Source organism: Duganella sp. S19_KUP01_CR8, assembly GCF_036688705.1.
In the GTDB taxonomy this organism is placed as follows: Bacteria; Pseudomonadota; Gammaproteobacteria; order Burkholderiales; family Burkholderiaceae_D; genus Rugamonas.
In genome coordinates this window covers 22,807-46,997 of record NZ_JAQQPR010000020.1, presented here as the reverse complement: position 1 = coordinate 46,997, position 24,191 = coordinate 22,807, and the positions used below count along the sequence as shown (strand labels likewise).

Below are 24,191 nucleotides of genomic sequence, written 5' to 3'. Positions count from 1 at the left end.
TGTGCTATTTTTAGGTTTCACTGGCATAACTTCCGGGATATACATGAACAAGATCGTATTGGCGCTGACTGGCGCCTTTGTTTTATCCGCACAGGGCGTCCTGGCCCAGAATACGCTGCCGGCATCGACGCCGGGCGTCGCGGCCACACCCCTTTATCCCGCATTGCCGAGTGAGACGCCTGATGAGTTCAAGGCGCCGATCGACGGGCTCGACTACGTCAAGCGCAGCGTGATGGTGCCGATGCGCGATGGCGTCAAGCTCAATACCGTGGTCATCGTGCCGCGCAAGGCGCGCAACGCGCCCATCCTGCTGACGCGCACGCCCTACAGCGCGGCTGAGCTGACCAGCCACAACGAGAGCTCGCAGATGGAGTCCATCCTGCAGGGCTATGACAACGCGGCCGACGTTATCGCCGAGGGCGGCTATATCCGCGTGGTGCAGGATGTGCGCGGCAAGTACGGCTCCGAAGGCGACTATGTGATGAACCGGCCGCTGAGCGGCAGCGCGCTCAATCCGACGCCGGTCGACCATTCCACCGATACCTGGGACACCATCGAGTGGCTGGTCAAGAATATTCCCGAGACGAACGGCAAGGTCGGCATCATCGGCATTTCCTACGACGGCTTCCTGCCGTTGATGGCGCTGGTCAATCCGCATCCGGCGCTGAAGGTGTCGGTGCCGATGAATCCGATGGTGGATGGTTGGCGCGGCGATGACTGGTTCCACAATGGTGCGTTCCGGCAGATCAACCTGTCGTACGTGCTGGAGCAGGTGGTGACGCGGCGCAACGAGGCCAAGTGGTATAGCAGTCATTTCGACGATTACGATACTTTCCTGCGCGCCGGTTCGGTGGGCGAGCTGGCGCGCCAGCGCGGGGTGGAGCAGAGCGGTTTCTGGCGCAAGATCGTCGCGCATCCGGCGTATGACGCGTTCTGGAGCGCGCAGGCGATGGACAAGATCCTGGCCCGCCAGCCGGTGACGGTGCCGACCTTGCTGGTGCACAGCCTGTGGGATGCCGAGGATATCTATGGCGCCATCGCGGTGTACAAGGCGATCAAGCCGCAGGACAAGGACAACAAGGTGTTCCTGGTGCTGGGGCCGTGGAATCATGGCGGCGGCATCGGCGACGGTAGCCGGCTGGGCGCGCTGCGCTTCAACAGCGATACGGCGCTGCACTTCCGGCAGGAGATCTTGCGGCCGTTCCTGGACCGCTATCTGAAGGACGATGCGCCGGCGGTGCAGATTGCGCCGGTGTCGGCGTTCGAGACCGGCACCAACAAATGGCGTTCATTGAATAGCTGGCCTAGCGGCTGCGTCAGCGGCTGCACGATCGCGCCGGCCACGCTGAAGCTGGCGGCCAATGCCCGGCTGAGCCTGACCAACGAGGCGTCGCGGCCCGCTACGGCGCCGGCGCAGCGGAGCGCGTTCGATGAGTATGTGTCCGATCCGGGCAAGCCGGTGCCGTTCCGCGCGCGGCCGATTGCGCCGTATGGCTATGACGAGGCCAAGGGCCAGACCTGGCCGCGCTGGTTGGTCGACGACCAACGCGAGGCGTCCGGCCGCACCGATGTGCTGAGCTACACGACCGACGTGCTGACGGCGCCGGTGAAGATCAGCGGCGAACCGGTGGCGCACCTGCTGGCCTCGACCAGCGGCAGCGATGCGGACTGGGTGGTCAAGCTGATCGACGTCTATCCGGACCAGGTGGCGGCGCAGCCGGAGATGGGCGGCTATCAGCTGATGGTGTCGGCCGATATTTTCCGCGGACGCTACCGCGAGAGCCTGGAGACGGCCAAGCCGATCGCGGCCAACACGGCGCTGCCGTACACCTTCGCCATGCCGACCGCCAACCACGTGTTCCTGCCGGGCCACCGCATCATGGTGCAGGTGCAGTCCAGCTGGTTCCCGCTGTATGACCGCAACCCGCAAACCTTTGTGCCGAATATTTTCTACGCCCAGCCGTCCGACTACAAGAAGGCGACCCAGCGCGTCTACCACGACAGCTATATCGAGCTGCCGCTGGTTGGCGCGGCGCGCTAGTCAGCTCCTGCGGCGCCGCCGCGCCATCAGCAGCACGGCCGGCACGCCCAGGCCCAGCATGCCGAACATGGCCGGTTCCGGCACCGGTGGTGTTGAGCCCGTCAGGAAGCCGCGTATTTCTCCGCCGGGGTAGAGGCTGCTGTGGATGTTGAGATAGGCTGTACCGCTGGCCAAGGCGGCGGCGAAGGCCGATTCGGCGCCGGCCGTGGTGCCGCCGTGGCTGCTGATGAAGGCGGGGTTCCAGCTGGCCACCAGCGAGGTGTCGTAAGTGTTGAAATAGGCGCCGCTGGTCACACCCAGCGGAAAGCTACCGAAGGTCGGCGTTTCCGTGGCGATGCCTGCGGTGCCGGAACCCGGCGTGGCGGTGCAGCAGTGGATGTGCGCGGCGGTGGTCGGGCCGAGCAGGCCGCCGAAGGCAACGGCCACTTCCAGGAAGTGGCTGGTGGCGTCGAAGGTGACGACCGCCGCGCCGGTGCCGGTCGAACTATTGGGCGGCGATTCTTTTGGGCCGGTGAGGATGGTCGTGTAGCTGGCGGCGCTGGCCGTCATGACCGTGAGCAGCAGGCCGGTGGCCGCCGCGAAATTGCGGATGCGCTGGTTCATTTTTATTCCCTCCTTGGTGCGTGATGCAAGGTTAGAGGGCGCGCCTGCGCAGTAGTTCCGTCAACGCTGCAATCTGGCGCAGAAATTCAGCAGCATTTGTTCGCCTTCGGGCCAAGGGCCGTAGCCGGCGTCGCCGTTGATGTGGCCGGCGCTGCCGATCTCGACGTAGTCGCTGCCCCAGGCTTGGGCGAACTGGCGGGCGCGCTGCGGGCTGACGTACTGGTCGTCGCTGCTGGCGATCACCAGGCTGGGGAAGGGCAGGCGGTCCAGCAGCATGGGCTGGAAGCCGGTGGTGCAGTCGGGATAGCTGGGGGCGTCGGTGTCGCTGGGGGCGACCAGGAAGGCGCCGGCGATTTTCAGCGGCGAGCCGGAGGCGGCCCAGCGGCCCACCAGTGAGCAGCTCAGGCTGTGCGCGGCCAGCACCGGCGGGCGCTTGCACCGGGCGATGGCGGCTTCGAGGTCGGCCACCCAGTCGTCGCGGTCGGGCGTTTCCCAGTCGCGGTGCGGCACGCGGACCCAGCCCGGGTGATTGCCTTCCCATTGCGTTTGCCAGTGGGCGGGGCCGGAGTTCCACAGACCGGCCAGGGTCAGTACTTCGTAGTCCATGCTTGATCCTTGCTGAGTAAGATGGCTTTATCTTACTTCAGCAGAGCGACAAGATTTTGCCGGCAGCGATAGTTTGCGCAAGCTGGTACAAATCAGAGCGCGGTGCGCAGGGCGAACAGTTCGGGGAACAGCACCACGTCCAGCATCTTGCGCAGGTAGCTGACGCCGGCCGTGCCGCCGGTGCCGGTCTTGAAGCCGATGATGCGCTCGACCGTGGTGACGTGGCGGAAGCGCCAGAAGCGGAACGCGGTCTCCAGGTCGACCAGCTTCTCGGCCAGTTCGTACAGCGCCCAGTGGCGGGATGGATCGCGGTAGACCTCCAGCCATGCGTTCTTGACGGACTCGTCCGAGGCGGTCGGCAGGGTCCAGTCGGCGTTGAGGCGCTCGGCGGATACCGGCAGGCCGTTGCGGGCCAGCAGCTTGATCGCCTCGTCGTACACCGACGGCTCGCGCAGCGCCTTGTCCAGCACGGCAAAGGCGTCCGGTGCGGTGGTGTGGACGTTGAGCAGGGCGGCGTTCTTGTTGCCGAGGATGAATTCGATCTCGCGGTACTGGTAGGACTGGAAGCCTGATGACGCGCCCAGGTAAGGGCGGATGGCCGTGTATTCAGGCGGCGTCATCGTGGCCAGCACATCCCATGCGTGCACCAGCTGGTCCATGATGCGGGCCACGCGGGCCAGCATCTTGAAGGCCGGCGCCAGGTCGTCCGATTGCAGGTGGGCGCGCACCGCGTGCATTTCGTGCAGCATCAGCTTCATCCACAGTTCGCTGGTCTGGTGCTGGACGATGAACAGCATCTCGTTGTGGTTGGGCGACAGCGGATGCTGGGCGGTGAGGATCTGGTCCAGGCCCAGATAGTCGCCGTAGCTCATCTTGTTGCTGAAGTCCATTTGCGCGCCGTGCCATTGCGTATCTGAGCCGGTGCCGGCGGCGGGCGCGGCGGCGTGCATCGGGCAGCCGCTGGCGGTGTCTTTGGAATTGCTCATATTATTTATCTCGTTTTCAGGTGACGCGTTCAGGTCACGGCGTCGCGCTTGGCGTCGACGTTGTAGTCCTTGCGGTCCAGGATGTCGCGCAGGATTTCCACCGCGTCCCAGACATCGGCGTAGCTGGTGTAGAGCGGCGTGAAGCCGAAGCGCATGATGGCCGGCTCGCGGTAGTCGCCGATGACGCCGCGCGCGATCAGCGCCGACATCACCGCATAACCGTGCGGATGGGTGAAGCTGACCTGGCTGCCGCGGCGCGCGTGCGCGCGCGGCGTGACCAGGCCCAGCGGATGATCAGCGCAGCGCTGCTCGACCAGTTCGATGAACAGGTCGGTCAGCGCCAGCGACTTGGCGCGGATGGCGGCCATGCTGGTCTGGCCGAACACGTCCAGGCCGCACTCGACCATCGCCAGCGACACCACCGGCTGGGTGCCGCACAGCGCGCGGCCGATGCCGTCGGTGGGGGCGAAGTCGGGCGCCATGGCGAACGGCGCGGCGTGGCCCCACCAGCCCGACAGCGGCTGGCGGAAGCGCGCCTGGTGCTTGCGCGGCACCCAGATGAAGGCCGGCGAGCCGGGGCCGCCGTTCAGGTATTTATAAGTGCAGCCCACGGCCAGGTCGGCGCCGTCGGCGTTGAGGTCGACCGGCACCGCGCCGGCCGAGTGCGCCAGATCCCAGACGATCAAGGCGCCGGCGGCGTGGGCCAGCGCGCTGGTGGCGCGCATGTCGTGCTGGTAGCCGGTGCGGTAGTTGACGTGGGTGAGCATGACGACGGCGGTGTCGGCGCCGATGGCGGCCGGCAGTTCTTCGACGCTGTCGACCAGCTTGACGGAGTAGCCGCGTTCCAGCCAGCCGCTCAGGCCCTGGGCCATATAGATGTCGGTGGGGAAGTTGGAGCGTTCGGTGACGATCACGCGGCGTCCGGCCGTGGCCGGGGCCGGGTCGCTGGCCTGCATGTGCAGCGCGGCGGCCAAGGCCTTGAACAGGTTGACCGAGGTGGTGTCGGTGACCACCACTTCGTCGTCGGCGCCGCCGATCAGCGGGGCCAGGCGGTTGCCCAAGCGCTTGGGCAGGTCGAACCAGCCGGCGCTGTTCCAGCTGCGGATCAAATCATGGCCCCATTCCTGGGCGATCACCTGCTGGGCGCGGGCCAGCGCGGCCTTGGGGCGGGCGCCTAAAGAGTTGCCATCCAGATAAATCACATTGGAGGGCAGGTCGAACTGGTCGCGCAGGGCGGCGAGCGGATCTTGCGCGTCGCGGCCCAGGCAGTCGTTGCGAGTTGTCATTATGTAACTTTCTTGCAAGGTGGTGGAATGCTTTAGGCTTCAATAAGTTGCCAGTGTAACCCGAAAAACCGGGGTCTGACCCCGTCCGGGGTCAGACCCCAGGCTGGCGGGGTGCCTGCAAACCCGCATGTTTGCTGGCTTTGCGACTTTTTTTAAATTATTTTCGATTTTTTTCAAAAAAACCCTAAAGTTCCCGAAAACGCTGCCGTTACCAGTTTCATGATGAGCGGAAAAGCGCCATCAGGCAGCAGGAAGGAGTCGAAAATAATTCAAATTATTTTCACCGGAACCCTAAAGTTCCTGGAATTGCTGCCGTAACCGGGTTAGATGTAGCAAAAAAGAGTCGCTGAACTGCACTATTTTTCGTTTCATGACAGGACTTTTTTGAAGATCTTGGACCTTAAAAAGCCCACGCCGCAAGGGCGTGGATGAGCGATCTGCGAGTGTTTGTCAGACAAACACCGACGGGTCGTGTTCGCTATTTCCGGACGGAAAATACGGAGAACCTCCTCTACTCGTATTTTTGTTGCTCCCGCAGAATGTATCTCACTGGAAACGCAAATGTGTTCCGCAGTGCAGATAACGGACTAGGAGATGGAAATGACCGCTAACGATATGATGGCTGAAATTCGCGACGCCAACCTGAGCTACCTGATGTTGGCCCAGCAGATGATCCGCGCCGACAAAGTCACCGCGATCTTCCGCCTTGGCATCGCCGCCGACATCGCCGAGCTGATCGAAGGCATGAGCAACGCGCAAATCCTGAAACTGGCAGGCGGCAACATGATGCTGGCCCGCTTCCGCTTCGACGACAGCGCCATCCTGTCGATGCTGACCAACTACAATAAAGACCGCGTGCTGGCCCAGTCGCACGCCGCCATCCTGATGGCCGGCCAGGCCGTCGAAGAAATCGCCTGATCACCCAGCCGGAGCCGATCATGTCCAAGAAAAGCGTAGTGACGGAAGCCCAGGAAATCCAGCTGGCCATCGAACTGATCCAGCTGGGCGCGCGCCTGCAGCTGCTGGAATCGGAAGTGTCGCTGTCGCGCGAACGCCTGCTCAAGCTGTACAAGGAGTTGAAGGGCGTGTCGCCGCCCAAGGGCATGCTGCCGTTTTCCACCGACTGGTTCCTGACCTGGCAGCCGAACATCCATTCCTCGCTGTTCATCAATATCCATCGTTTCCTGACCGAGCACGCCGGCGCCACCGGCATCGAGGCGGTCATGAAAGCCTACAAGCTGTACCTGGAGCAAATGCCGCCGGAAGCGGGCGAGGAGCCGCTGCTGTCGCTGACGCGCGCCTGGACCCTGGTGCGCTTCTTCAGCGGCAAGATGCTGGAACTGGCCCCGTGCGGCAAATGCCAGGGCAAGTTCGTGGTCAACTGCATGGACTTGAACGGCAGCTATGTCTGCGGCCTGTGTCACATGCCTTCGCGCGCCGGCAAGACCAAGAAGGCGCGCGACGCCGACGCCCTGGCCGCGTGAGCCGACCCGCTGCCGACTCCTACCTGAAGCGCATCGCCCGCGCGCCCGCCGTGCGGGCGCTGCTGATCCAATGCGGCGCCGCGCCGCTGACGCTGGCCATCATTTATATGATGGCCAGTTTTCGTTTGCCGGTCGACTATTGGAGCGTGGCCGTGGTGCAGGGCTTGCTGGCGGCCGGCCTGACCTGGAAGCTGGGCTTGGCCGTGTGGTGGCGCGCGATCCAGCTGCTGTTCCCGGCCGCGCTGCTGGCCGCGCAGGCGCTGCGGCTGCCGCCGTGGCTGTTCCTGGCGGTGTTCCTGCTGTTGCTGGGCTGGTATTGGTCGACTTTTCGTACGCAAGTGCCGTATTACCCGTCCACCCCGGCGGTCTGGGATGCGGTACGTCAAGTCCTGCCGCCGCCGGCGGCCGACGGCCGGCCGCTGCGCGTGATCGACATCGGCAGCGGCCTGGGCGGCCTGGTGTTGTACCTGGCGCGCCAGCGGCCGGACGCCGAATGCAGCGGCATCGAGCTGGCGCCGCTGCCCTGGCTGCTCAGCCGGCTGCGCGCCGCCGCCGGCGGCAGCCGCGCCCGCTTTACCCTGGGCGACTACGAGCGCCTCGACTTCGGCCGCTACGACCTGGTGTTCGCCTATCTGTCGCCGGCCGCGATGGCCGGCCTGTGGCGCAAGGCCGCGGCCGAGATGCGCCCCGGCGCCATGCTGGCCAGCTACGAATTCGCTATCGACGCCCGTGCGCCCGACCGGACCATCCGCGCCACAGAGGCTGAGGATGCGCTCTACATATGGTACTTTTAAGCATCATTTCGCGTTAATCACTTGCCCGCTCCCCCCTAGTCACGCTATTGTAGTTCTACATGTAAATTTATTGAAATCGGGCGATTGTTAGGGTTGATGCCGGCCGATTTCATACCGGGGAGTCAGGGCACTTGTTAGTCATAATCGGATATGTAGTGGTCTGCGTCGGCGTGTTCGGCGGCTTCGCCATGAATGGCGGGCATCTGGCCGCGCTGCTGCAGCCGCTGGAGCTGGTGATGATCGGCGGCGGCGCGCTGGGCGCCTTCCTGGTCGGCAACAACGCCAAGGCGATCAAGGCCACGCTGGCCGCGATCCCGACCCTGTTCAAGGGCTCGCGCTACACCAAGGACTTGTACATGGAGCTGATGTCGCTGCTGTTCGACGTGCTCTCCAAGGTGCGCAAGGAAGGCTTGATGTCGATCGAAGGCGATATCGACAGCCCGGAGCAGAGCCCGCTGTTCAGCAAGTATCCCAGCGTGCTGGAAGACCATCACATCGTCGAGTTCATGACCGACTACCTGCGCCTGATGGTGTCTGGCAATATGGATGCGTTCCAGATCGAGAACCTGATGGACAACGAGATCGAGACCCACCACCACGAGCACGCGGTGCCGGCGCACGCGCTGGCCAAGCTGGGCGACGGCATGCCGGCCTTCGGCATCGTGGCGGCGGTGATGGGCGTGGTGCATACGATGGAATCGGTGGGCTTGCCGCCGGCCGAGCTGGGCATCCTGATCGCGCACGCGCTGGTCGGCACCTTCCTCGGCATCCTGCTGGCCTACGGCTTCGTCGGCCCGCTGGCCAGCCTGCTGGAACAAAAGCTGGACGAATCGACCAAGATGTACCAGTGCGTCAAGGTCACCCTGCTGGCCAGCCTGAACGGCTATGCGCCGGCGCTGGCGGTGGAGTTCGGCCGCAAGGTCTTGTACTCGACCGAGCGCCCCAGCTTTGCCGAGCTGGAAGACCACATCAAGAAATCGAAGGCCAAGTGAGCGCGCGCATGACAGGCGGCGCCGCAGCAACCATAAGGAATCGCCATGGCTGAAGAAGGCTTGCGGCCGATTATCGTCAAGCGCATCAAGAAGGGCGGCGGCGGCCACCATGGCGGCGCCTGGAAGATCGCGTACGCCGACTTCGTGACGGCGATGATGGCCTTCTTCTTGTTGATGTGGCTGCTCGGCTCGACCACCAAGGGCGACCTCAACGGGATCTCCGAATACTTCAAGACCCCGCTCAAGGTGGCGCTGCAGGGCGGCTCGGGCAGCGGCGACAGCTCCTCGGTGATCCCCGGCGGCGGCAAGGACTTGACGCGGCGCGACGGCCAGGTCAAGGCCAGCGACGATCCGCAGATCAAGAAAACCTTTAACCTGACCGCCGCCAAGGCCGCGCTGGAAGCCGAGGAAAACCAGCGCCTGAAGGCGCTCAAGGAAAAGATCGAAGCCAAGATCGAGGCCAATCCGCTGCTGAAGAAATACAAGGAGCAGCTGCTGCTCGACATCACCAGCGAAGGCTTGCGGATCCAGATCGTCGACGAGCAGAACCGCCCGATGTTCGCGCTGGCCAAGGCCGAGCTGCAACCGTACACGCGCGAGATCCTGCACGAGATCGGTTTCGTGCTGAACGAGGTGCCGAATCGAATCGGCCTGTCCGGCCATACCGACTCGACGCCCTACCTGAGCGACGCCGGCTACAGCAACTGGGAACTGTCGGCCGACCGCGCCAACGCCTCGCGGCGCGAGCTGATCGCCGGCGGCATGGCCGACAACAAGGTGCTGCGGGTGGTGGGGCTGGCCTCGGCCGCGCACCTGGACAAGGCCGACCCGTTCAACCCGATCAACCGCCGCATCAGCATCATCGTGATGAACAAGCGCACCGAGGAAAACGTGATGCGCGACGGCGCCCGCCAGCTGGAGGTGGGCGCGGAGGAAGCGGCGGCGGCGGCCGCCGCCGCGGCGCAGGCGCCGCCGGCCGGACCGCCGGTGCGCAAGTAAGCAGGTGTAACGAAGTAGTGGAAGACAAGCGCAGAACAACGAGACTGTTATGACGAGAAAAAAAATCCTGGGCTCACATGTAAAACGCCTGCTGTCGGGCGTGTCTGACCACGGACGCAAGCATTTGACCGAAGTCGAGACCGATCTGATCCAGACCGGCCTGCTGCTGGAGGAAGCGATCGAAAAGCTGTCCTTCAACTTCATGGCCATCCATCAGGCGGTCGAGGCCGAGCAAGCCACCATCCAGCTGCTGCTGGACGGCGGCACCGCCACGCCCGAGCAGCGCAGCCAGCTGGAATCCCTGCAGGGCCAGGTGGGCGGCTATGTCAACGCCGCCATCACCAGCCTGCAGTTCCAGGACATGACCAGCCAGCTGCTCGACCGCACCCTGAAGCGGGTCACCGGCCTGCGCGAATTCCTCGGCACGCTGGGCGCGCACGGCGCCGAGATGCTGCCCGAGAGCGACAACGAGGAAATCGTCGCGCTGCTGGGCAAGGTCAGCATGGCGCTGGCGATCCAGAGCCTGGAGCTGCGCAGCGTGCTGCGCAAGGCCGTCAGCCAACAACACCTGGAGAGCGGCGACATCGAATTATTCTGAACGCCGCAACCTGCCGATTGATACAAACGGGGCCCGTGTCCCGCATTTAATGAGTGAGAGCAAAGATGGCCAAGACAATACTTGCAGTTGATGATTCCAGTTCCCTGCGCCAGATGGTGGCCTTCAGCCTGAAGGCCGCCGGCTACCTGGTGGTGGAAGCGGTGGACGGCCAGGACGGCCTGGAAAAAGCCAAGCTGCAAAGCGTCGACCTGGTGCTGACCGACCAGAACATGCCGCGCATGGACGGCTTGCAGCTGATCAAGCTGCTGCGCGAGCTGCCGACCTACCAGAAGACCCCCATCCTGATGCTGACCACCGAATCGTCCGACGAGATGAAAGCCAAGGGCCGCGCCGCCGGCGCCAACGGCTGGCTGGTCAAGCCTTTCGATCCCCAGCGGCTCATCGAGGTAGTGAAGAAGGTCATCGGCTGATAAGGCGCATGCAATGAAGCTGAGCGAAACTTACGGAGTATCCCCATGACCATCGATATAAGCCAGTTCTTCCAGGTCTTTTTCGATGAGGCCGAGGAGCTGCTGGCTGAAATGGAGCGCCTGCTGCTGGCGGTCGACGTCGCGCAGCCGGACGCCGAAGACCTGAACGCGATCTTCCGCACCGCCCATTCCGTCAAGGGCGGCGCCTCCACGTTCGGCGTGACCGACATGACCGAGGTGACCCACATCCTCGAGACCCTGCTGGACCGCGTCCGCAAGGGCGAGATGGCGCTGACCTCGGAGCATGTGGACGCCTTCCTGGCGGCCAAGGACATCCTCAAGATGCAGCTCGACGGCCACCGCCACGGCAGCACGGTCGACCAGGACGCGGTCGGCGACGTGCGCATGATGCTGCAGTCGCTGGCGCAGGACGTGCCGCTGGCGGCCATGGCCGCCGTGGCGCCGTCGTTCCACGCGGCCGAGACCAGGGCGGTCGACCACAGCGGCGGGCGCCGCTACCGGCTGGAACTGCCGGTCATGGTGCACCGCGAAGTGACCGCGCTGGGCGCCGAGCTGGGCCTGATGGGCCATGTGTCGATCACGCCGCTCGACAAGGACCGCAACGCCATGCTCGTCACCACCCACGAGAGCCTGGACGACATCATCGCCATCTGCTCCTTCGTGCTGAACCCGGACGACATGGTGGTGACCGAGCTGCCGGCGCTCGACGCCAAGCAGGCCAAGCTGGAAAACGCCGAGCGCTCCAAGGTCGAGAAGGACCTGGGCTATGGCTTCTTCGACGAGGCCGAGCTGCACCCGGCCGCCGCCGGCGGGACGGACGGCTACGGCTTCTTCCAGCCGCTCGACGAGATCCGCGCGGCCGCCCAGGCCGGCAGCGAGGACGCGCAGGGCTATGGCTTCTTCCAGCCGGTCGAGCAGATCCGCGCCGCCGCCGGCATCGTCATCGAGGCGCCGGCCGCGCAGCAGCAGGCCGCCGACGAGGAAAAGAAAGCGGCCAAGAAGGAAGAGAAGGGCGGAGGCGGGGCTGGCCCCGGCGCCGAATCGTCGTCGATCCGCGTGTCGATCGAGAAGGTCGACCAGCTGATCAACCTGGTGGGCGAGCTGGTCATCACGCAAGCGATGATCGAGCAGCGCGTCGACACGCTGGACCCGATGGTGCACGAGCGCCTGTTGAATAGCGTGAGCCAGCTGACCCGCAACACCCGCGACCTGCAGGAAGCGGTGATGTCGATCCGCATGATGCCGATGGACTTCGTGTTCTCGCGCTTCCCGCGCATGGTGCGCGACCTCGCGGCCAAGCTGGGCAAGAAGGTCGACTTCATCACCAACGGCGCCGCGACCGAACTGGACAAGGGCCTGATCGAGCGCATCGTCGATCCGCTGACCCACCTGGTGCGCAACTCGATCGACCACGGCATCGAGATGCCCGAGGTGCGCCGCGCCGGCGGCAAGAGCGACGCCGGCCGCCTGTTCCTGTCGGCCTCCCACCAGGGCGGCAACATCATCATCGAAGTGTCGGACGACGGCGGCGGCCTGAACCGGGAGCGCATCCTGGCCAAGGCCGAGCAGAGCGGCCTGCCGCTGCACGAGAACATGAGCGACGCCGAAGTCTGGCAACTGATCTTCGCGCCCGGCTTCTCGACCGCCGAGCAGGTGACCGACGTCTCCGGCCGCGGGGTCGGCATGGACGTGGTCAAGCGGAATATCACCGCGATGGGCGGGGTGGTCGACATCCGCTCGGCCAAGGGCTTCGGCACCACCATCTCGATCTCGCTGCCGCTGACGCTGGCGATCCTGGACGGCATGTCGATCCGGGTCGGCGAGGAGGTCTACATCCTGCCGCTGGGCTTTGTCATCGAATCGCTGCAGCCGGCGCCGGAAGACGTCAAGGAAATCTCCGGCAAGGGCCGGGTGATCAAGGTGCGCGGCGAATACCTGCCGCTGGTGCCGCTGTACCAGATGTTCGGCATCGCCCCGCGCTTCACCGACCCCTGCCAGGGCATCGTGGTCATCATCGAGACCGACGGCCGCAAGGCCGGCCTGTTCATCGACGACCTGGTCGGCCAGCAGCAGGTGGTGGTCAAGAACCTGGAATCGAATTACCGCAAGGTGGCCGGCATCTCCGGCGCCACCATCCTGGGCGATGGCGGCGTGTCGCTGATCCTCGATGTCGCCGCCCTGATACGCTCATCCCGTCAGCTTGCTGACGAACAGATTTTTAGCTAATCCCACCAAGGAAACCATCATGGCAGACGTACTAACCACCGGGGCCAACGAGATCGCCGGCCACGAATACCTGGCGTTCACGCTCGGTTCGGAGGAATACGGCATCGACATCCTCAAGGTGCAGGAAATCCGCGGTTACGAAACGGTGACCCGGATCGCCAACGCCCCCGCCTTCATCAAGGGCGTGATCAACCTGCGCGGCATCATCATTCCGGTGGTCGACATGCGCATCAAGTTCAATCTTGGCGAGCCGGTGTACGACCAGTTCACCGTGGTCATCATCCTCAACATCGGCGGCCGCATCGTCGGCATGGTGGTCGACTCGGTGTCGGACGTGACCACGCTCACGCCCGAGCAGGTCAAGCCGGCGCCGGAGATGGGCACCGCCTTCAGCTCCGACTACATGATTGGACTGGGCACCATTGATGAGCGTATGCTGATCCTGGTGAACATCGACAAGCTGATGTCGAGCGCCGAGATGGGCTTGATGGAACAGATCGCGGCCTGAACCACGCCGCGGCAGCGCAGCACGGCAGCGCCCAACAGAGTGCGCGCCACTACCTACACGATAACGGGGTCCGCAGGCCGTACCCGGCGGACAATAGAACAGACAGCATAGGGGAGAAAACAACATGAACTTACGTGATTTCAAAATTGGCGCGCGGCTGCGCATCGGCTTCGGCAGCATTCTGGCGATCCTGGTGGCGATGGTCCTGATGACCAACTACCTGAACTACAGCAACAAGAGCAAGCTGACCCAGGGGCTCGAATTATCGACCGCCAAGAACCTGCAGGCCGGCGCCATGAAGAGCTCGATGCTCGAGACCGGCATCGCCATGCGCAACATCGGCCTGCAGTCGGACGTCAGCCTGATGCAGAAGGAAGAGCAGAAGGTCAAGGACCAGCGCGCCCGCTACGACAAGGCGCTGGCCGACCTCAAGGCGCTCGGCTTGAACGACGCCGAGAAGAAGTCGCTGGCCGACATCGCCGCGCTGGACGCCGACGTCGACAAGGCCTTCAAGGAAGCCATCGGCCAGGTGCTGGCGTTTAACAGCGAAGGCGCGGCCAAGGTGATTTCCGGCCGCATCGACCCGCTCAACCAGCAGACCCTGACCCTGATCAACAAGCTGGTCGACATGCAGCAGGCCAACGCCAAGGACGTGATGGCCGGCTCGGTCACCGCCGACCGCAGCCTGATGATGGTGCTGTTCGTGCTGGGCGCGGTCGCGGTGGCGATCGGCATCGTCTGCGCCGCCGTCATCACCCGCTCGATCACCGTGCCGCTGTCGGGCGCGGTCGAGGTGGCGCAGAAAGTGGCGGCCGGCGAGCTGACCTCGCAGGTGTTCGTCGAAGGCAAGGACGAGACCAGCGAACTGCTGCAGGCGCTCAAGGATATGAACGACAGCCTGGCCAAGACCGTCGGCGACGTCCGCACCGGCACCGAGCTGATCTCGACCGCCTCGCAGGAAATCGCCTCCGGCAACGCCGACCTGTCGGCGCGCACCGAGTCGCAAGCCAGCTCGCTGGAAGAGACCGCCTCGTCGATGGAGGAACTGACCTCCACCGTCAAGCAGAACGCCGACAACGCCCGCCAGGCCAACCAGCTGGCCGTGACCGCCTCGTCGGTGGCGGAAAAAGGCGGCACCGTGGTGTCGCAGGTGGTCGAGACCATGGGCTCGATCAAGGCCAGCTCCAGCAAGATCGTCGACATCATCGGCGTGATCGACGGCATCGCGTTCCAGACCAACATCCTGGCGCTGAACGCCGCCGTCGAGGCGGCGCGTGCGGGCGAGCAGGGCCGCGGTTTCGCGGTGGTCGCCTCCGAGGTGCGCAACCTGGCGCAGCGCTCGGCCGGCGCCGCCAAGGAAATCAAGGAACTGATCGGCGACTCGGTCAACAAGGTCGACGCCGGCAGCAAGCTGGTCGACGAGGCCGGCCAGACCATGGACCTGATCGTCACGTCGATCCGCCAGGTGGCCGACATCATGGGCGAGATCACCGCCGCCACCCAGGAACAGAGCAACGGCATCGAGGAAGTCAACCAGGCCATCACCCAGATGGACGAGATGACCCAGCAGAACGCCGCGCTGGTGGAAGAGGCGGCCGCGGCCGCCGAGAGCATGCAGGAACAGGCCGAGATGCTGGCGCAGGCGGTCAGCATCTTCAAGCTGAACCAGGACGACGCCCGCCGTCCGGCCGCCCGCGCGGCCGCCCCGGCGGCCCGTCCGGCGGCCAAGGTCAGTGCCCGTCCGACCGCGCCCGCGCGTCCGGCGGTGGCCGCCGCCAAGCCGGCCGCGCCCAAGAAGCTGGCCAGCGCCGCGCCGTCCGCCGGCGAGGAGTGGGAAGAGTTCTAAGCGTTGCAACGTCGTTCCCGCGCAGGCGGGAACCCATACTCAGCATGGATTCCCGCCTGCGCGGGAATGACGGCGCTGCGGGCATTGTTAGTAGTTACAGATAAGAGGTTTAACATATGCCGCAAACCAAAGACACCGTCAAAGAGTTTGATTTCAACGCCAAGGACTTCGAACGCGTCCGCGGCCTGATCTACAAACGGGCCGGCATCTCGCTGGCCGACAGCAAGCAAGAGATGGTGTACAGCCGCCTGGCGCGGCGTTTGCGCGCCACCGGCATCGACTCGTTCGGCAAGTACCTGGACGACCTCGAGGCCGGCCGCCTGGGCGAGGAATGGGAGTCGTTCACCAACGCGCTGACCACCAACCTGACCTCGTTCTTCCGCGAGGCGCACCACTTTCCGCTGCTGGCCGAGCACATCAAGCACAAGCGCGAGCCGATCACCATCTGGTGCTCGGCCAGCTCGACCGGCGAAGAGCCGTACTCGATCGCCATGACCGTGTGCGAAGCGTTCAACACGCTCACGCCCAACTGCCACATCATCGCCACCGACATCGACACCAATGTGCTGGCCACGGCAGCCAACGGCGTCTACACGATGGACCGGCTGGACAAGATGTCGCCCGAGCGCTCGCGCCGCTTTTTCCTGAAAGGCAAGGGCGACCGCGAGGGCATGGCCCGCGTGCGGCCCGAGCTGCGCAATATGATCACCTTCAAGCCGCTCAACCTGCTGGCCGACGGCTGGCCGCTGAGCGGGCAGTTCGACGTGATCTTTTGCCGCAACGTCATGATTTACTTCGACAAGGCCACCCAGCGTAAAATCCTGTCCCGCTTTGTCCCATTGATGAAACCGGACGCCTTGCTGTTCGCGGGCCATTCGGAGAATTTCCTCTACGTGTCGGAGTCGCTCAAACTACGCGGCAAGACGGTGTATGAGCTGGACGAACAACACCGTGGCGCTGCCCTCAAAGCAACGCAACGCACATGAGAGTAAAACATGGACCTCGAACAATTTGCCACGAACGTATATTTCGATAGAACGTTCGACTGTGAAGCCGCCAAGATCCTGCCGGGCGAGTATTACTTCACCAACAAGGACATGTTGATCGTCACCGTGCTCGGCTCCTGCGTGTCGGCCTGCATCCGCGACAGGGTCACCGGCCTGGGCGGCATGAACCACTTCATGCTGCCCGACGGCGGCAGCGACACCAACAGCCCGGTGTCGGCCTCGGCCCGCTACGGCACCTATGCGATGGAAATCCTGATCAACGATTTGCTCAAGGCCGGCGCCAAGCGCGAGAACATGGAGGCCAAGGTGTTCGGCGGCGGCGCGGTGCTGAAAGGTTTCACCGCCATCAACGTCGGCGAACGCAACGCCGCCTTCGTGCTGAACTTCCTCAAGGTCGAGAAAATCCGCGTGGTGGCCGAAGACTTGAACGACATCCACCCGCGCAAGGTGTATTTCTTCCCGCGCAGCGGCAAGGTGCTGGTCAAGAAGCTGATGCAGACCCACAACGACACCTTGGCCAAGCGCGAGATCGAGTACGCCAGCCGCCTGAAGAAGGCGCCGGTGGGCGGCGAGATCGACCTGTTTTGACCTATTATTGCAAGTGTAGTCAGGGCCTTTTGCCCGGAAAGTAGCGTTTTATGAAGATCAAAGTCCTGATCGTCGACGACTCCGCGCTGATCCGCAGCGTGATGAGCGAGATCATCAACAGCCAGCCCGACATGGAAGTGGTGGGCGTGGCCCCCGATCCGCTGGTCGCGCGCGAGCTGATCAAACAAACCAACCCCGACGTGCTGACCCTGGACGTCGAGATGCCGAAGATGGACGGCCTCGATTTCCTGGAAAAGCTGATGCGGCTGCGGCCGATGCCGGTGGTGATGGTGTCCTCGCTGACCGAGCGCGGCTCGGAGATCACCATGCGCGCGCTGGAACTGGGCGCGGTCGACTTCGTCACCAAGCCGAAGATCTCGATCCAGGCCGGCATGCGCGAGTACACCGAGCTGATCACCGACAAGATCCGCGCCGCCTCCAAGGCGCGGGTGCGGGCCCGCACCCTGCCGCAGCCGGGCGCCGAAGGCCAGCAGGGCCAAACCCAGCTGCCGCAGCTGCGCAATCCGCTGACATCGTCGGAAAAACTGATCATCATCGGCGCCTCCACCGGCGGCACCGAGGCGATCCGCGAATTCCTGATGCAGATGCCGTCCGACTGTCCCGGCATCCTGATCACCCAGCACATGCCGGAAGGGTTTACCCGCTCGTTCGCCAAGCGGCTCGACTCGCTGTGCAAGATCTCGGTGCAGGAAGCGGCCGGCAACGAGCGGGTGCTGCCCGGCCACGCCTACATCGCGCCCGGCCACTCGCACCTGTACCTGACCCGCAGCGGCGCCAACTACATGACCAAGATCGACCAGGCCGAGCCGGTCAATCGCCACCGGCCCTCGGTCGACGTGCTGTTCCGTTCGGCCGCCCAGTGCGCCGGCAAGAACGCGGTCGGCGTGATCCTGACCGGGATGGGCAAGGACGGCGCGGCCGGCATGCTGGAGATGAAGGGGGCGGGGGCGTATAATTTCGCCCAGGACGAGGCCAGCTGCGTGGTGTTCGGCATGCCGCGCGAGGCGATCGCGATCGGCGCCGCCCACGAAGTGGGGGCCTTGCAAGCCTTGCCCGGCATGGTGCTGGGCTACCTGGCGGCCCACGGCATGCGCGCATTACGGGTTTAAATCGTCAAGTGTGACGTTTTACTGCTACTTTGTTCGCCTTAAAGCAACGAAAATGCTATCCTACAACTTGCTGGCACGTAGAACTTATTAACAACCACCGCGTAGAGAAACAACGGAGTAATTCATGGCTGATCCAAAGATGAAATTTTTAGTCGTTGACGATTTTTCGACGATGCGCCGCATTGTCCGGAATCTGTTAAAAGAACTGGGTTATGCCAATGTCGACGAGGCGGAAGACGGCGTGATGGCGCTGGCCAAGCTGCGTGCCGAATCGTTCGACTTCGTCGTGTCCGACTGGAACATGCCGAATATGGACGGTCTGACCATGTTGCAGAACATTCGTGCCGATCCCGCGCTGGCCAAGCTGCCGGTGCTGATGGTGACCGCCGAAGCCAAGAAGGAAAACATCATCGCGGCGGCCCAGGCCGGCGCCAACGGCTACGTGGTCAAGCCGTTCACCGCTGCAACGCTGGATGAAAAACTGAACAAGATCTTCGAGAAGCTCGGAGCTTGATGATGGTTGAGCAACAAAGCGGCGCCATCGCGGCTGCGGTGGAGCCGAATGAAGAGTTTTTGTCGCGCATCGGTCACATGACGCGCGCCTTGCATGAAAGCCTGCGCGGCCTGGGCCTGGATAAATTGATCGAGAAAGCGGCGTCGGACATCCCGGACGCGCGCGACCGGCTCGATTATGTCGCTCGCCTCAGCGAAGACGCGGCGCAGAAAGTGTTGAACGCCACCGACGCCGCCAGTCCCTTGCAGGACCAGATCGGCGGCGACGCCAAGCAATTGAGCGCCTCGTGGAACGGCCTGCTGGCGGCCGGCGCCTCGGACGAACAATGGCGCGCGCTGGCGCAGCAGACCATCGCCGCGCTGGACGGCGCATCGGCCGGGACCTCGCAGACCAAGGCGCATCTGATGGACATCATGATGGCGCAGGACTTCCAGGATCTGACTGGACAGGTGATCAAGAAGGTCACGTCGATCGCGCAAAACCTCGAAAAGCAGCTGGTGCAGATGCTGATCGACTTTGCGCCCGAACAGATGAAGAAGGAAATCGACAACGGCTTGCTGAACGGACCACAAATCGATCCGACCCGCGAGAACGTGGTGGCTGACCAGGAGCAGGTGGACGACTTGCTGGATAGTCTGGGCTTCTGATCTGTACCGGCCCGTTCGCCGCGGGCCTACTCCGATACGAGCATCATGCATCAAACCAATTTCCTCGTCCGTGAGCCGCTGCTCGATCCCAAGCAGCGTGTGGTTGGGTATGAACTCTGCTGGCAGCGGCAGGGCGAGGCGCCGTCCACCCCGGCCGCGCTGGAAGCGCTGGTGGCCTTCGTCGCCGGCCAGATGGTCGACGGCGACGACAACTGGCTGCTGCGCGACAAGACCCTGTTCCTCGAAGCGGTGCCGGCCATGCTGTCGACCGACGCGCTGCACCAGCTGCCGCCGGAACGCACCGTCCTCTCGATCAAAACCTCCGAACTGGCCCGGCCCGACACCTTGACCGCCGTGCAAGCCTTGCGCGCCGGCGGCGTCGGCATCCTGCTGCGCGACGCCGACCTGGCCCGCATCGGCGCCCGCCTGCCGACCATCGCCTCGTATGTGGAAGTGCGCTTTTCCGGCGCCGACGTCGGCAGCCAGGCGCGCGCCTACGCGGCGCTGAAGCAGTCGACGGTGGCGATGGTGGCGCGCCCGGTCAGCAACTGGGCCGACTTCGACGCCTGCGCCGCGCTCGGCCTGAACGCCTTCGTCGGCAAGCTGCACCTGACGCCGCGCCCCAGCAGCGACAGCAAGGGCATGAACCCGGCCCAGACCATCATCATGCAGCTGATGCAGATGGTGCGGCAGAACGCCGACCTGCCGCAGCTGGAGGCGGTGCTCAAGCGCGACGCCACGCTGTCGTACAAGCTGCTGCGCTTCATCAACTCGGCCGGCTTCGGCGCCGGGCGCGAGATCCAGTCGCTCAAGCAGGCGCTGACCCTGCTGGGCTACACGCCGCTGTACCGCTGGCTGACCTTGCTGCTGGCCACGGCCAGCACCTCGGGCTATTCGCCGGTGCTGCTGGAGACGGCGGTGGTGCGCGGCCGCCTGGCCGAGCTGCTGGCGCTGGCGGCGCTGGGCAAGAGCGAGGCGGAAAACGTCTTCGTGGCGGGCATGTTCTCGCTGCTGGACCGGCTGCTGGGCATCGCCATGGAAGAGGTGCTGGCCAACATCCAGCTGTCCGACGACGTGGTGGCCGCGCTGCTGACGCGCAGCGGCAAGTACGGGCCGTACCTGGCGCTGGCCGAGGCCTGCGAACTCAATTCCGACCTGGTGGCCTCGCTGGCCGCCTCCCTCAAGCTGAGCCCGGAAGACGTCAACAAAGCCCACCTGTCGGCGCTGGCCTGGGCGCAAAACGTCGCCGCCTGACCAGTCTCAAGCGGCGCCCGTGCGGGCGTTGACAGGGCGGGATGGCGGGCGGATTATCGGCGTATGAACTCGAATTCCGACAAAGATTATATCGACGCCAAGGTGGAAAGTTACGACGCCAGGCTGGCTGCTGCCGATAGCAAGGTGGACACCAAGTTCGGCGCTGTCGACACCAAGTTCGGCGCTGTCGACGCCCGTTTCGGTGCTGTCGATGCCCGCTTCGACGCTGTCAACGCCCGCTTCGACGCCACCGACGCCAAGCTTGAAGCCATCATCGCGATGATGGTGGAGATGCGCGCTGCGCTGGAGGCCAGGATCGAAAGCGCCTTCGAGCGGGCTACCTCGCAGATGGTCAAATGGATGGTGGGCGTGCTGGCTGCCGGGATCACCATCGTCGTCACGGTGATGAGTTTCGTGCTGAACAACGCCATTCCCAAGGCGCAGCCAGTGGCGGCGCCGGCCGCCGCCCCGCCGGCCTTGATCATCCAGTTGCCGCCGCAGGGCATCAGCGTCGTGCCGGCGGCGCCTGTGGCGCCGCCCAAGCCCCAGCCTTAAATCTCCAGATTGTCGATCAAGCGGGTCGAACCCAGCTTGGCGGCCGCCAGCACCACCAGCGGCGTGCCTTGCGCCAGGTCGCCGGCGCTAGGCGGTTGCAGGTCGATGCGGCGGCGGATCGAGATATAGTCCGGCTGCCAGCCGCGCTGGGCCAGGTCGTCCATCGCCTTGTGCTCCAGCTGGAACACGTCCAGGTGGCCGGCGCGCACTTCGGCCGCGACCGAGTTCAGGCTCTGGTACAGGGCCGGCGCCTCGGCGCGCTCGGCCGGCGACAGATACATATTGCGCGACGACAGCGCCAGGCCGTCGTCGGCGCGCCAGGTCTCGGCGGCGATGATCTCGGTCGGCAGCGCGAACTGGCGGCTCATGTTACGCACGATCATCAGCTGCTGGTAATCCTTCTTGCCGAACACCGCCACGCGCGGCTGCACGCAGGAGAACAGCTTGAGCACCACGGTGGTGACGCCGGTGAAGAAGCCGGGGCGGAACTCGCCCTCCAGCGTGTTGCCCAGGTCATCGGGCGGACGCACGCGGAATTCCTGCGGCTCCGGATACAGGTCTTTCTCGGTCGGCGCGAACAGCACGTACACGCCTTCCTTCTCCAGCTTCTCGACGTCGGCCTGGAAGGTGCGCGGGTATTTGTCGAAGTCTTCGTTCGGGCCGAACTGCAGGCGGTTGACGAAGATCGACGCCACCACCGGGTCGCCGTGCTTGCGCGCCAGGCGCATCAGCGACAGGTGGCCTTCGTGCAGGTTGCCCATGGTCGGGACGAAAGCGGTGCGCAGTTGGCCGCTGAGTTGGTCGCGCAGTTCTTCTATGGAGGTGACGATTTTCATGACGTGGTCGCTCTGGGCGTAATGGGAATAGGGTGGATGCGGGTGGGGGCTCAGGCCGGCGAGTACGCCAGCCGCACGTAGATGGGCGCGAACGGCTCGGCCTGGGTAATTTCGATCAGCGTTTCCTTGGCCAGCTCCAGCAGCGCGACGAAGTTCACCACCACCACCGGCACGCCGCCGGCGATGTCGAACAGGTCGGCGAACTCGACGAAGCGGCTCGATTGCAGGCGCCGCAGGATGCCGGTCATGTGCTCGCGCACCGACAGTTCCTCGCGGCTGATCTTGTGGTGCTGGGTCAGCTTGGCGCGCTTCATCACGTCCAGCCAGGCTTGCTGCAGGTCGATCGCCTCGACCTCCGGCCAGGCCGGCACCAGGCTTTGCTCGATGAAGATCTGGGTGCGGACGAAATCGCGGTCCAGCTGCGGGATCGTGTTCAGGTCGTAGGCGGCCAGCTTGATTTGCTCGTATTCCAGCAGGCGGCGCACCAGCTCGGCGCGCGGGTCGTCGCTCTCGATGTCGAGCTCGGACTGGCGCTGCGGCAGCAGCATGCGCGACTTGATCTCGATCAGCATGGCCGCCATCAGCAGGTACTCGGCGGCCAGTTCCAGGTTGGACAGGCGGATCTGGTCGACATATTTCAGGTATTGCAGCGTCAGCTGCGCCATCGGGATGTCGAGGATGTTGAAGTTTTGCTTGCGGATCAGGTAGAGCAGCAAGTCCAGCGGGCCTTCGAAGGCGTCGAGGAAGATTTCCAGCGCGTCGGGCGGGATGTACAGGTCGTTGGGCATCTTCAGCAGCGGCTCGCCGTACAGGCGGGCGAGGGCGGCTACTTCGGTGGTCACGGCGACCGCCTCGTTCAAGGCTTCGGGCGACAGCTGCGCCGACGGCAGTGCCGTCGCCTCGGCGATGCCGTCGTCGGCCACGGTTGGCTGGGCTTCAGCCGTATCGTCTGGCAACATCCTTGCCGCCCCGGTGCTTAGACTTTGTTCTGATAAACGTAAGCTTGTTGCTTGATGGCCGATTTCAGCTGGCGCTCCTGCTCATCCAGCGACACCGGCGGACGATCCCACAGCAAGGCGCGGCCCTGTTGCTGGCCAGCTTCCATGCCCGGATTCTTTTCCTTCAGCGCCTTGATGAACAGGGTGTGCTCGGATTCGTACATCGAATGTTGTTTGGAGAGTTTCATATTTTCTAAGTGGGTGGATCAGCAACGGCTATTTTACCGCGCCGCAGCGGCCGGACGCCAATTCTATCGCTAGCGGCCAGCGAGAAACGGCGGAATCGGCTAAGCTCAAGCGGCAATATTGCACAGTTACCACGAAAAACACGCCCCATGAGCACCCGCCTGACGCCCCGCACCGTATTCCTGCTGACCCTGCCGCCGCTGCTATGGGCCGGCAATTCCATCGTCGGCCGGCTGGTGCACGACCAATTGCCGCCGGTGCTGCTCAATTTCCTGCGCTGGGCGCTGGCGGGCGCCATCCTGCTGCCGCTGGCCGGACCGGTGTTCGGGCGCGCGGCGGGCATGTGGCGCTACTGGAAGCAGTACGCGCTGCTGGGCCTGCTGGGCATCGGCCTGTACAACACCTTGCAGTACATGGCGCTGCAAACCTCGACGCCGATCAACGTCACCCTGGTGGCCTCCGGCATGCCGGTGTGGATGATGCTGACCGGCTGGCTGTTCTTCGGCGTGCCGGTCGGCCGGCGCCAGGTGGCCGGCGCCGTGCTGTCGATCGCCGGCGTGCTGCTGGTGCTGGCGCGCGGCGAGTGGGCGCATCTGCTGGCGCTGCGGCTGGTGGCGGGCGACCTGTTCATGATCCTGGCCACCATCGCCTGGTCGCTGTACAGCTGGCTGCTGACGCGCGCCCGCGAGCCGGCCGCGCTGCGCGCCGACTGGGCCGGCTTCCTGCTGGCGCAGGTGGCGTTCGGCGTGCTGTGGTCGGGCGGCTTCGCGCTGGGCGAGCAGGCGCTGGGCGCGATGCCGGTGCAATGGAGCTGGACCCTGGCGGCCGCGCTGGCCTATGTCGCGGTCGGGCCGGGCGTGATCGCGTTCCGCTGCTGGGGCGAGGGCGTGCAGGCGGCGGGGCCGTCGGTTGGCGCCTTCTTCGTCAACCTGACGCCCTTGTTCACCGCCGTGCTGTCGGCCGCCTTCCTGGGCGAGGCCCCGCACGGCTACCACGTGGCGGCGTTTGCGCTGATCGTCGGCGGCATCGTGGTGTCGGCGCGGCGCTAAGCCCCA

The 24,191-nt window shown here is 64.5% G+C and carries 26 protein-coding genes; 19 read left to right on the top strand and 7 right to left on the bottom strand.

What is annotated here, in order from left to right; all coding sequences use genetic code 11:
* The first annotated feature begins 43 nt into the window (after nucleotides 1–43).
* Nucleotides 44–2,041, top strand: a complete 1,998-nt coding sequence (locus V6M89_RS20075) for a CocE/NonD family hydrolase (RefSeq protein WP_332854825.1) — start codon at nucleotides 44–46, stop codon at nucleotides 2,039–2,041.
* Here the strand turns inward: V6M89_RS20075 and V6M89_RS20070 are convergent, their stop codons facing one another.
* From V6M89_RS20070 to kynU, 4 genes are all read right to left on the bottom strand, one after another.
* On the bottom strand, nucleotides 2,042–2,644 hold the full coding sequence (locus V6M89_RS20070) for a CHRD domain-containing protein (RefSeq protein ID WP_332854824.1): 603 nt from the start codon (nucleotides 2,642–2,644) through the stop codon (nucleotides 2,042–2,044).
* 60 nt (nucleotides 2,645–2,704) lie between these two features.
* Complete coding sequence (locus tag V6M89_RS20065; RefSeq protein WP_332854823.1) at nucleotides 2,705–3,250, bottom strand: RBBP9/YdeN family alpha/beta hydrolase; 546 nt, start codon at nucleotides 3,248–3,250, stop codon at nucleotides 2,705–2,707.
* Nucleotides 3,251–3,342: 92 nt separating this feature from the next.
* Nucleotides 3,343–4,236 carry a tryptophan 2,3-dioxygenase gene (gene kynA / locus V6M89_RS20060; RefSeq protein ID WP_332854822.1) on the bottom strand — a complete coding sequence of 298 codons (894 nt, stop codon included), beginning with the start codon at nucleotides 4,234–4,236 and terminating at the stop codon, nucleotides 3,343–3,345.
* A gap of 29 nt (nucleotides 4,237–4,265) precedes the next feature.
* Nucleotides 4,266–5,522, bottom strand: a complete 1,257-nt coding sequence (gene kynU, locus V6M89_RS20055) for a kynureninase (protein WP_332854821.1) — start codon at nucleotides 5,520–5,522, stop codon at nucleotides 4,266–4,268.
* A 600-nt stretch (nucleotides 5,523–6,122) separates the two neighbouring features.
* Between kynU and flhD the strand changes: the two genes are divergently transcribed.
* The 17 genes from flhD (at nucleotide 6,123) to V6M89_RS19970 (ending at nucleotide 21,116) form a co-directional block, all read left to right on the top strand.
* Complete coding sequence (gene flhD, locus V6M89_RS20050) at nucleotides 6,123–6,440, top strand: flagellar transcriptional regulator FlhD (protein ID WP_020702278.1); 318 nt, start codon at nucleotides 6,123–6,125, stop codon at nucleotides 6,438–6,440.
* A 20-nt stretch (nucleotides 6,441–6,460) separates the two neighbouring features.
* On the top strand, nucleotides 6,461–7,006 hold the full coding sequence (gene flhC, locus V6M89_RS20045; RefSeq protein ID WP_332854820.1) for a flagellar transcriptional regulator FlhC: 546 nt from the start codon (nucleotides 6,461–6,463) through the stop codon (nucleotides 7,004–7,006).
* A 59-nt stretch (nucleotides 7,007–7,065) separates the two neighbouring features.
* On the top strand, nucleotides 7,066–7,800 hold the full coding sequence (locus V6M89_RS20040) for a class I SAM-dependent methyltransferase (RefSeq protein WP_332854894.1): 735 nt from the start codon (nucleotides 7,066–7,068) through the stop codon (nucleotides 7,798–7,800).
* Nucleotides 7,801–7,931: 131 nt separating this feature from the next.
* The gene (motA, locus tag V6M89_RS20035; protein WP_332854819.1) at nucleotides 7,932–8,792 is read left to right on the top strand and encodes a flagellar motor stator protein MotA; all 861 of its coding nucleotides are present in this window, start codon (nucleotides 7,932–7,934) and stop codon (nucleotides 8,790–8,792) included.
* A 45-nt stretch (nucleotides 8,793–8,837) separates the two neighbouring features.
* A complete protein-coding gene (motB, locus tag V6M89_RS20030) occupies nucleotides 8,838–9,791 on the top strand; it encodes a flagellar motor protein MotB (RefSeq protein WP_332854818.1) in 954 nt (317 codons plus the stop codon).
* Between the two features lie 49 nt (nucleotides 9,792–9,840).
* Nucleotides 9,841–10,389 carry a chemotaxis protein gene (locus V6M89_RS20025; RefSeq protein ID WP_332854817.1) on the top strand — a complete coding sequence of 183 codons (549 nt, stop codon included), beginning with the start codon at nucleotides 9,841–9,843 and terminating at the stop codon, nucleotides 10,387–10,389.
* Nucleotides 10,390–10,454: 65 nt separating this feature from the next.
* Nucleotides 10,455–10,820, top strand: a complete 366-nt coding sequence (locus V6M89_RS20020; RefSeq protein ID WP_026334355.1) for a response regulator — start codon at nucleotides 10,455–10,457, stop codon at nucleotides 10,818–10,820.
* A 45-nt stretch (nucleotides 10,821–10,865) separates the two neighbouring features.
* Nucleotides 10,866–13,067, top strand: coding sequence for a chemotaxis protein CheA (cheA, locus tag V6M89_RS20015; RefSeq protein ID WP_332854816.1), 2,202 nt, complete (start codon nucleotides 10,866–10,868; stop codon nucleotides 13,065–13,067).
* A 19-nt stretch (nucleotides 13,068–13,086) separates the two neighbouring features.
* A complete protein-coding gene (locus V6M89_RS20010; RefSeq protein ID WP_020702286.1) occupies nucleotides 13,087–13,575 on the top strand; it encodes a chemotaxis protein CheW in 489 nt (162 codons plus the stop codon).
* A 124-nt stretch (nucleotides 13,576–13,699) separates the two neighbouring features.
* A complete protein-coding gene (locus tag V6M89_RS20005; RefSeq protein ID WP_332854815.1) occupies nucleotides 13,700–15,421 on the top strand; it encodes a methyl-accepting chemotaxis protein in 1,722 nt (573 codons plus the stop codon).
* Between the two features lie 116 nt (nucleotides 15,422–15,537).
* Nucleotides 15,538–16,407: a CheR family methyltransferase gene (locus tag V6M89_RS20000; protein WP_332854814.1), complete on the top strand. Its 870-nt coding sequence runs from the start codon at nucleotides 15,538–15,540 to the stop codon at nucleotides 16,405–16,407.
* 9 nt (nucleotides 16,408–16,416) lie between these two features.
* A complete protein-coding gene (gene cheD / locus V6M89_RS19995) occupies nucleotides 16,417–17,016 on the top strand; it encodes a chemoreceptor glutamine deamidase CheD (protein WP_020702289.1) in 600 nt (199 codons plus the stop codon).
* A 50-nt stretch (nucleotides 17,017–17,066) separates the two neighbouring features.
* Entirely contained in the window at nucleotides 17,067–18,146 is a 1,080-nt protein-coding gene (locus V6M89_RS19990; RefSeq protein WP_332854813.1) for a protein-glutamate methylesterase/protein-glutamine glutaminase, read from the top strand.
* A 124-nt stretch (nucleotides 18,147–18,270) separates the two neighbouring features.
* Nucleotides 18,271–18,660, top strand: coding sequence for a chemotaxis response regulator CheY (cheY, locus tag V6M89_RS19985; protein WP_008450066.1), 390 nt, complete (start codon nucleotides 18,271–18,273; stop codon nucleotides 18,658–18,660).
* Nucleotides 18,660–19,307: a protein phosphatase CheZ gene (gene cheZ, locus V6M89_RS19980; protein ID WP_332854812.1), complete on the top strand. Its 648-nt coding sequence runs from the start codon at nucleotides 18,660–18,662 to the stop codon at nucleotides 19,305–19,307. Before cheY ends, cheZ begins: the two co-directional genes overlap by 1 nt.
* Nucleotides 19,308–19,352: 45 nt before the next feature.
* Nucleotides 19,353–20,561, top strand: coding sequence for an EAL and HDOD domain-containing protein (locus V6M89_RS19975; protein ID WP_332854811.1), 1,209 nt, complete (start codon nucleotides 19,353–19,355; stop codon nucleotides 20,559–20,561).
* A 63-nt stretch (nucleotides 20,562–20,624) separates the two neighbouring features.
* Nucleotides 20,625–21,116, top strand: coding sequence for a hypothetical protein (locus tag V6M89_RS19970; protein ID WP_332854810.1), 492 nt, complete (start codon nucleotides 20,625–20,627; stop codon nucleotides 21,114–21,116).
* Here the strand turns inward: V6M89_RS19970 and panC are convergent.
* The 3 genes from panC to V6M89_RS19955 are packed head-to-tail and all read right to left on the bottom strand — an operon-like array spanning nucleotide 21,113 to nucleotide 23,138.
* The gene (gene panC, locus V6M89_RS19965; RefSeq protein WP_332854809.1) at nucleotides 21,113–21,952 is read right to left on the bottom strand and encodes a pantoate--beta-alanine ligase; all 840 of its coding nucleotides are present in this window, start codon (nucleotides 21,950–21,952) and stop codon (nucleotides 21,113–21,115) included. The two genes, V6M89_RS19970 and panC, sit on opposite strands and share 4 nt — an antisense overlap.
* Nucleotides 21,953–22,002: 50 nt before the next feature.
* Complete coding sequence (locus V6M89_RS19960) at nucleotides 22,003–22,911, bottom strand: segregation and condensation protein A (RefSeq protein WP_332854808.1); 909 nt, start codon at nucleotides 22,909–22,911, stop codon at nucleotides 22,003–22,005.
* Between the two features lie 17 nt (nucleotides 22,912–22,928).
* The gene (locus V6M89_RS19955; RefSeq protein ID WP_008450053.1) at nucleotides 22,929–23,138 is read right to left on the bottom strand and encodes a DUF3460 family protein; all 210 of its coding nucleotides are present in this window, start codon (nucleotides 23,136–23,138) and stop codon (nucleotides 22,929–22,931) included.
* Nucleotides 23,139–23,285: 147 nt separating this feature from the next.
* Between V6M89_RS19955 and V6M89_RS19950 the strand changes: the two genes are divergently transcribed.
* A complete protein-coding gene (locus tag V6M89_RS19950) occupies nucleotides 23,286–24,185 on the top strand; it encodes a DMT family transporter (RefSeq protein WP_332854807.1) in 900 nt (299 codons plus the stop codon).
* Nucleotides 24,186–24,191 lie beyond the last annotated feature (6 nt).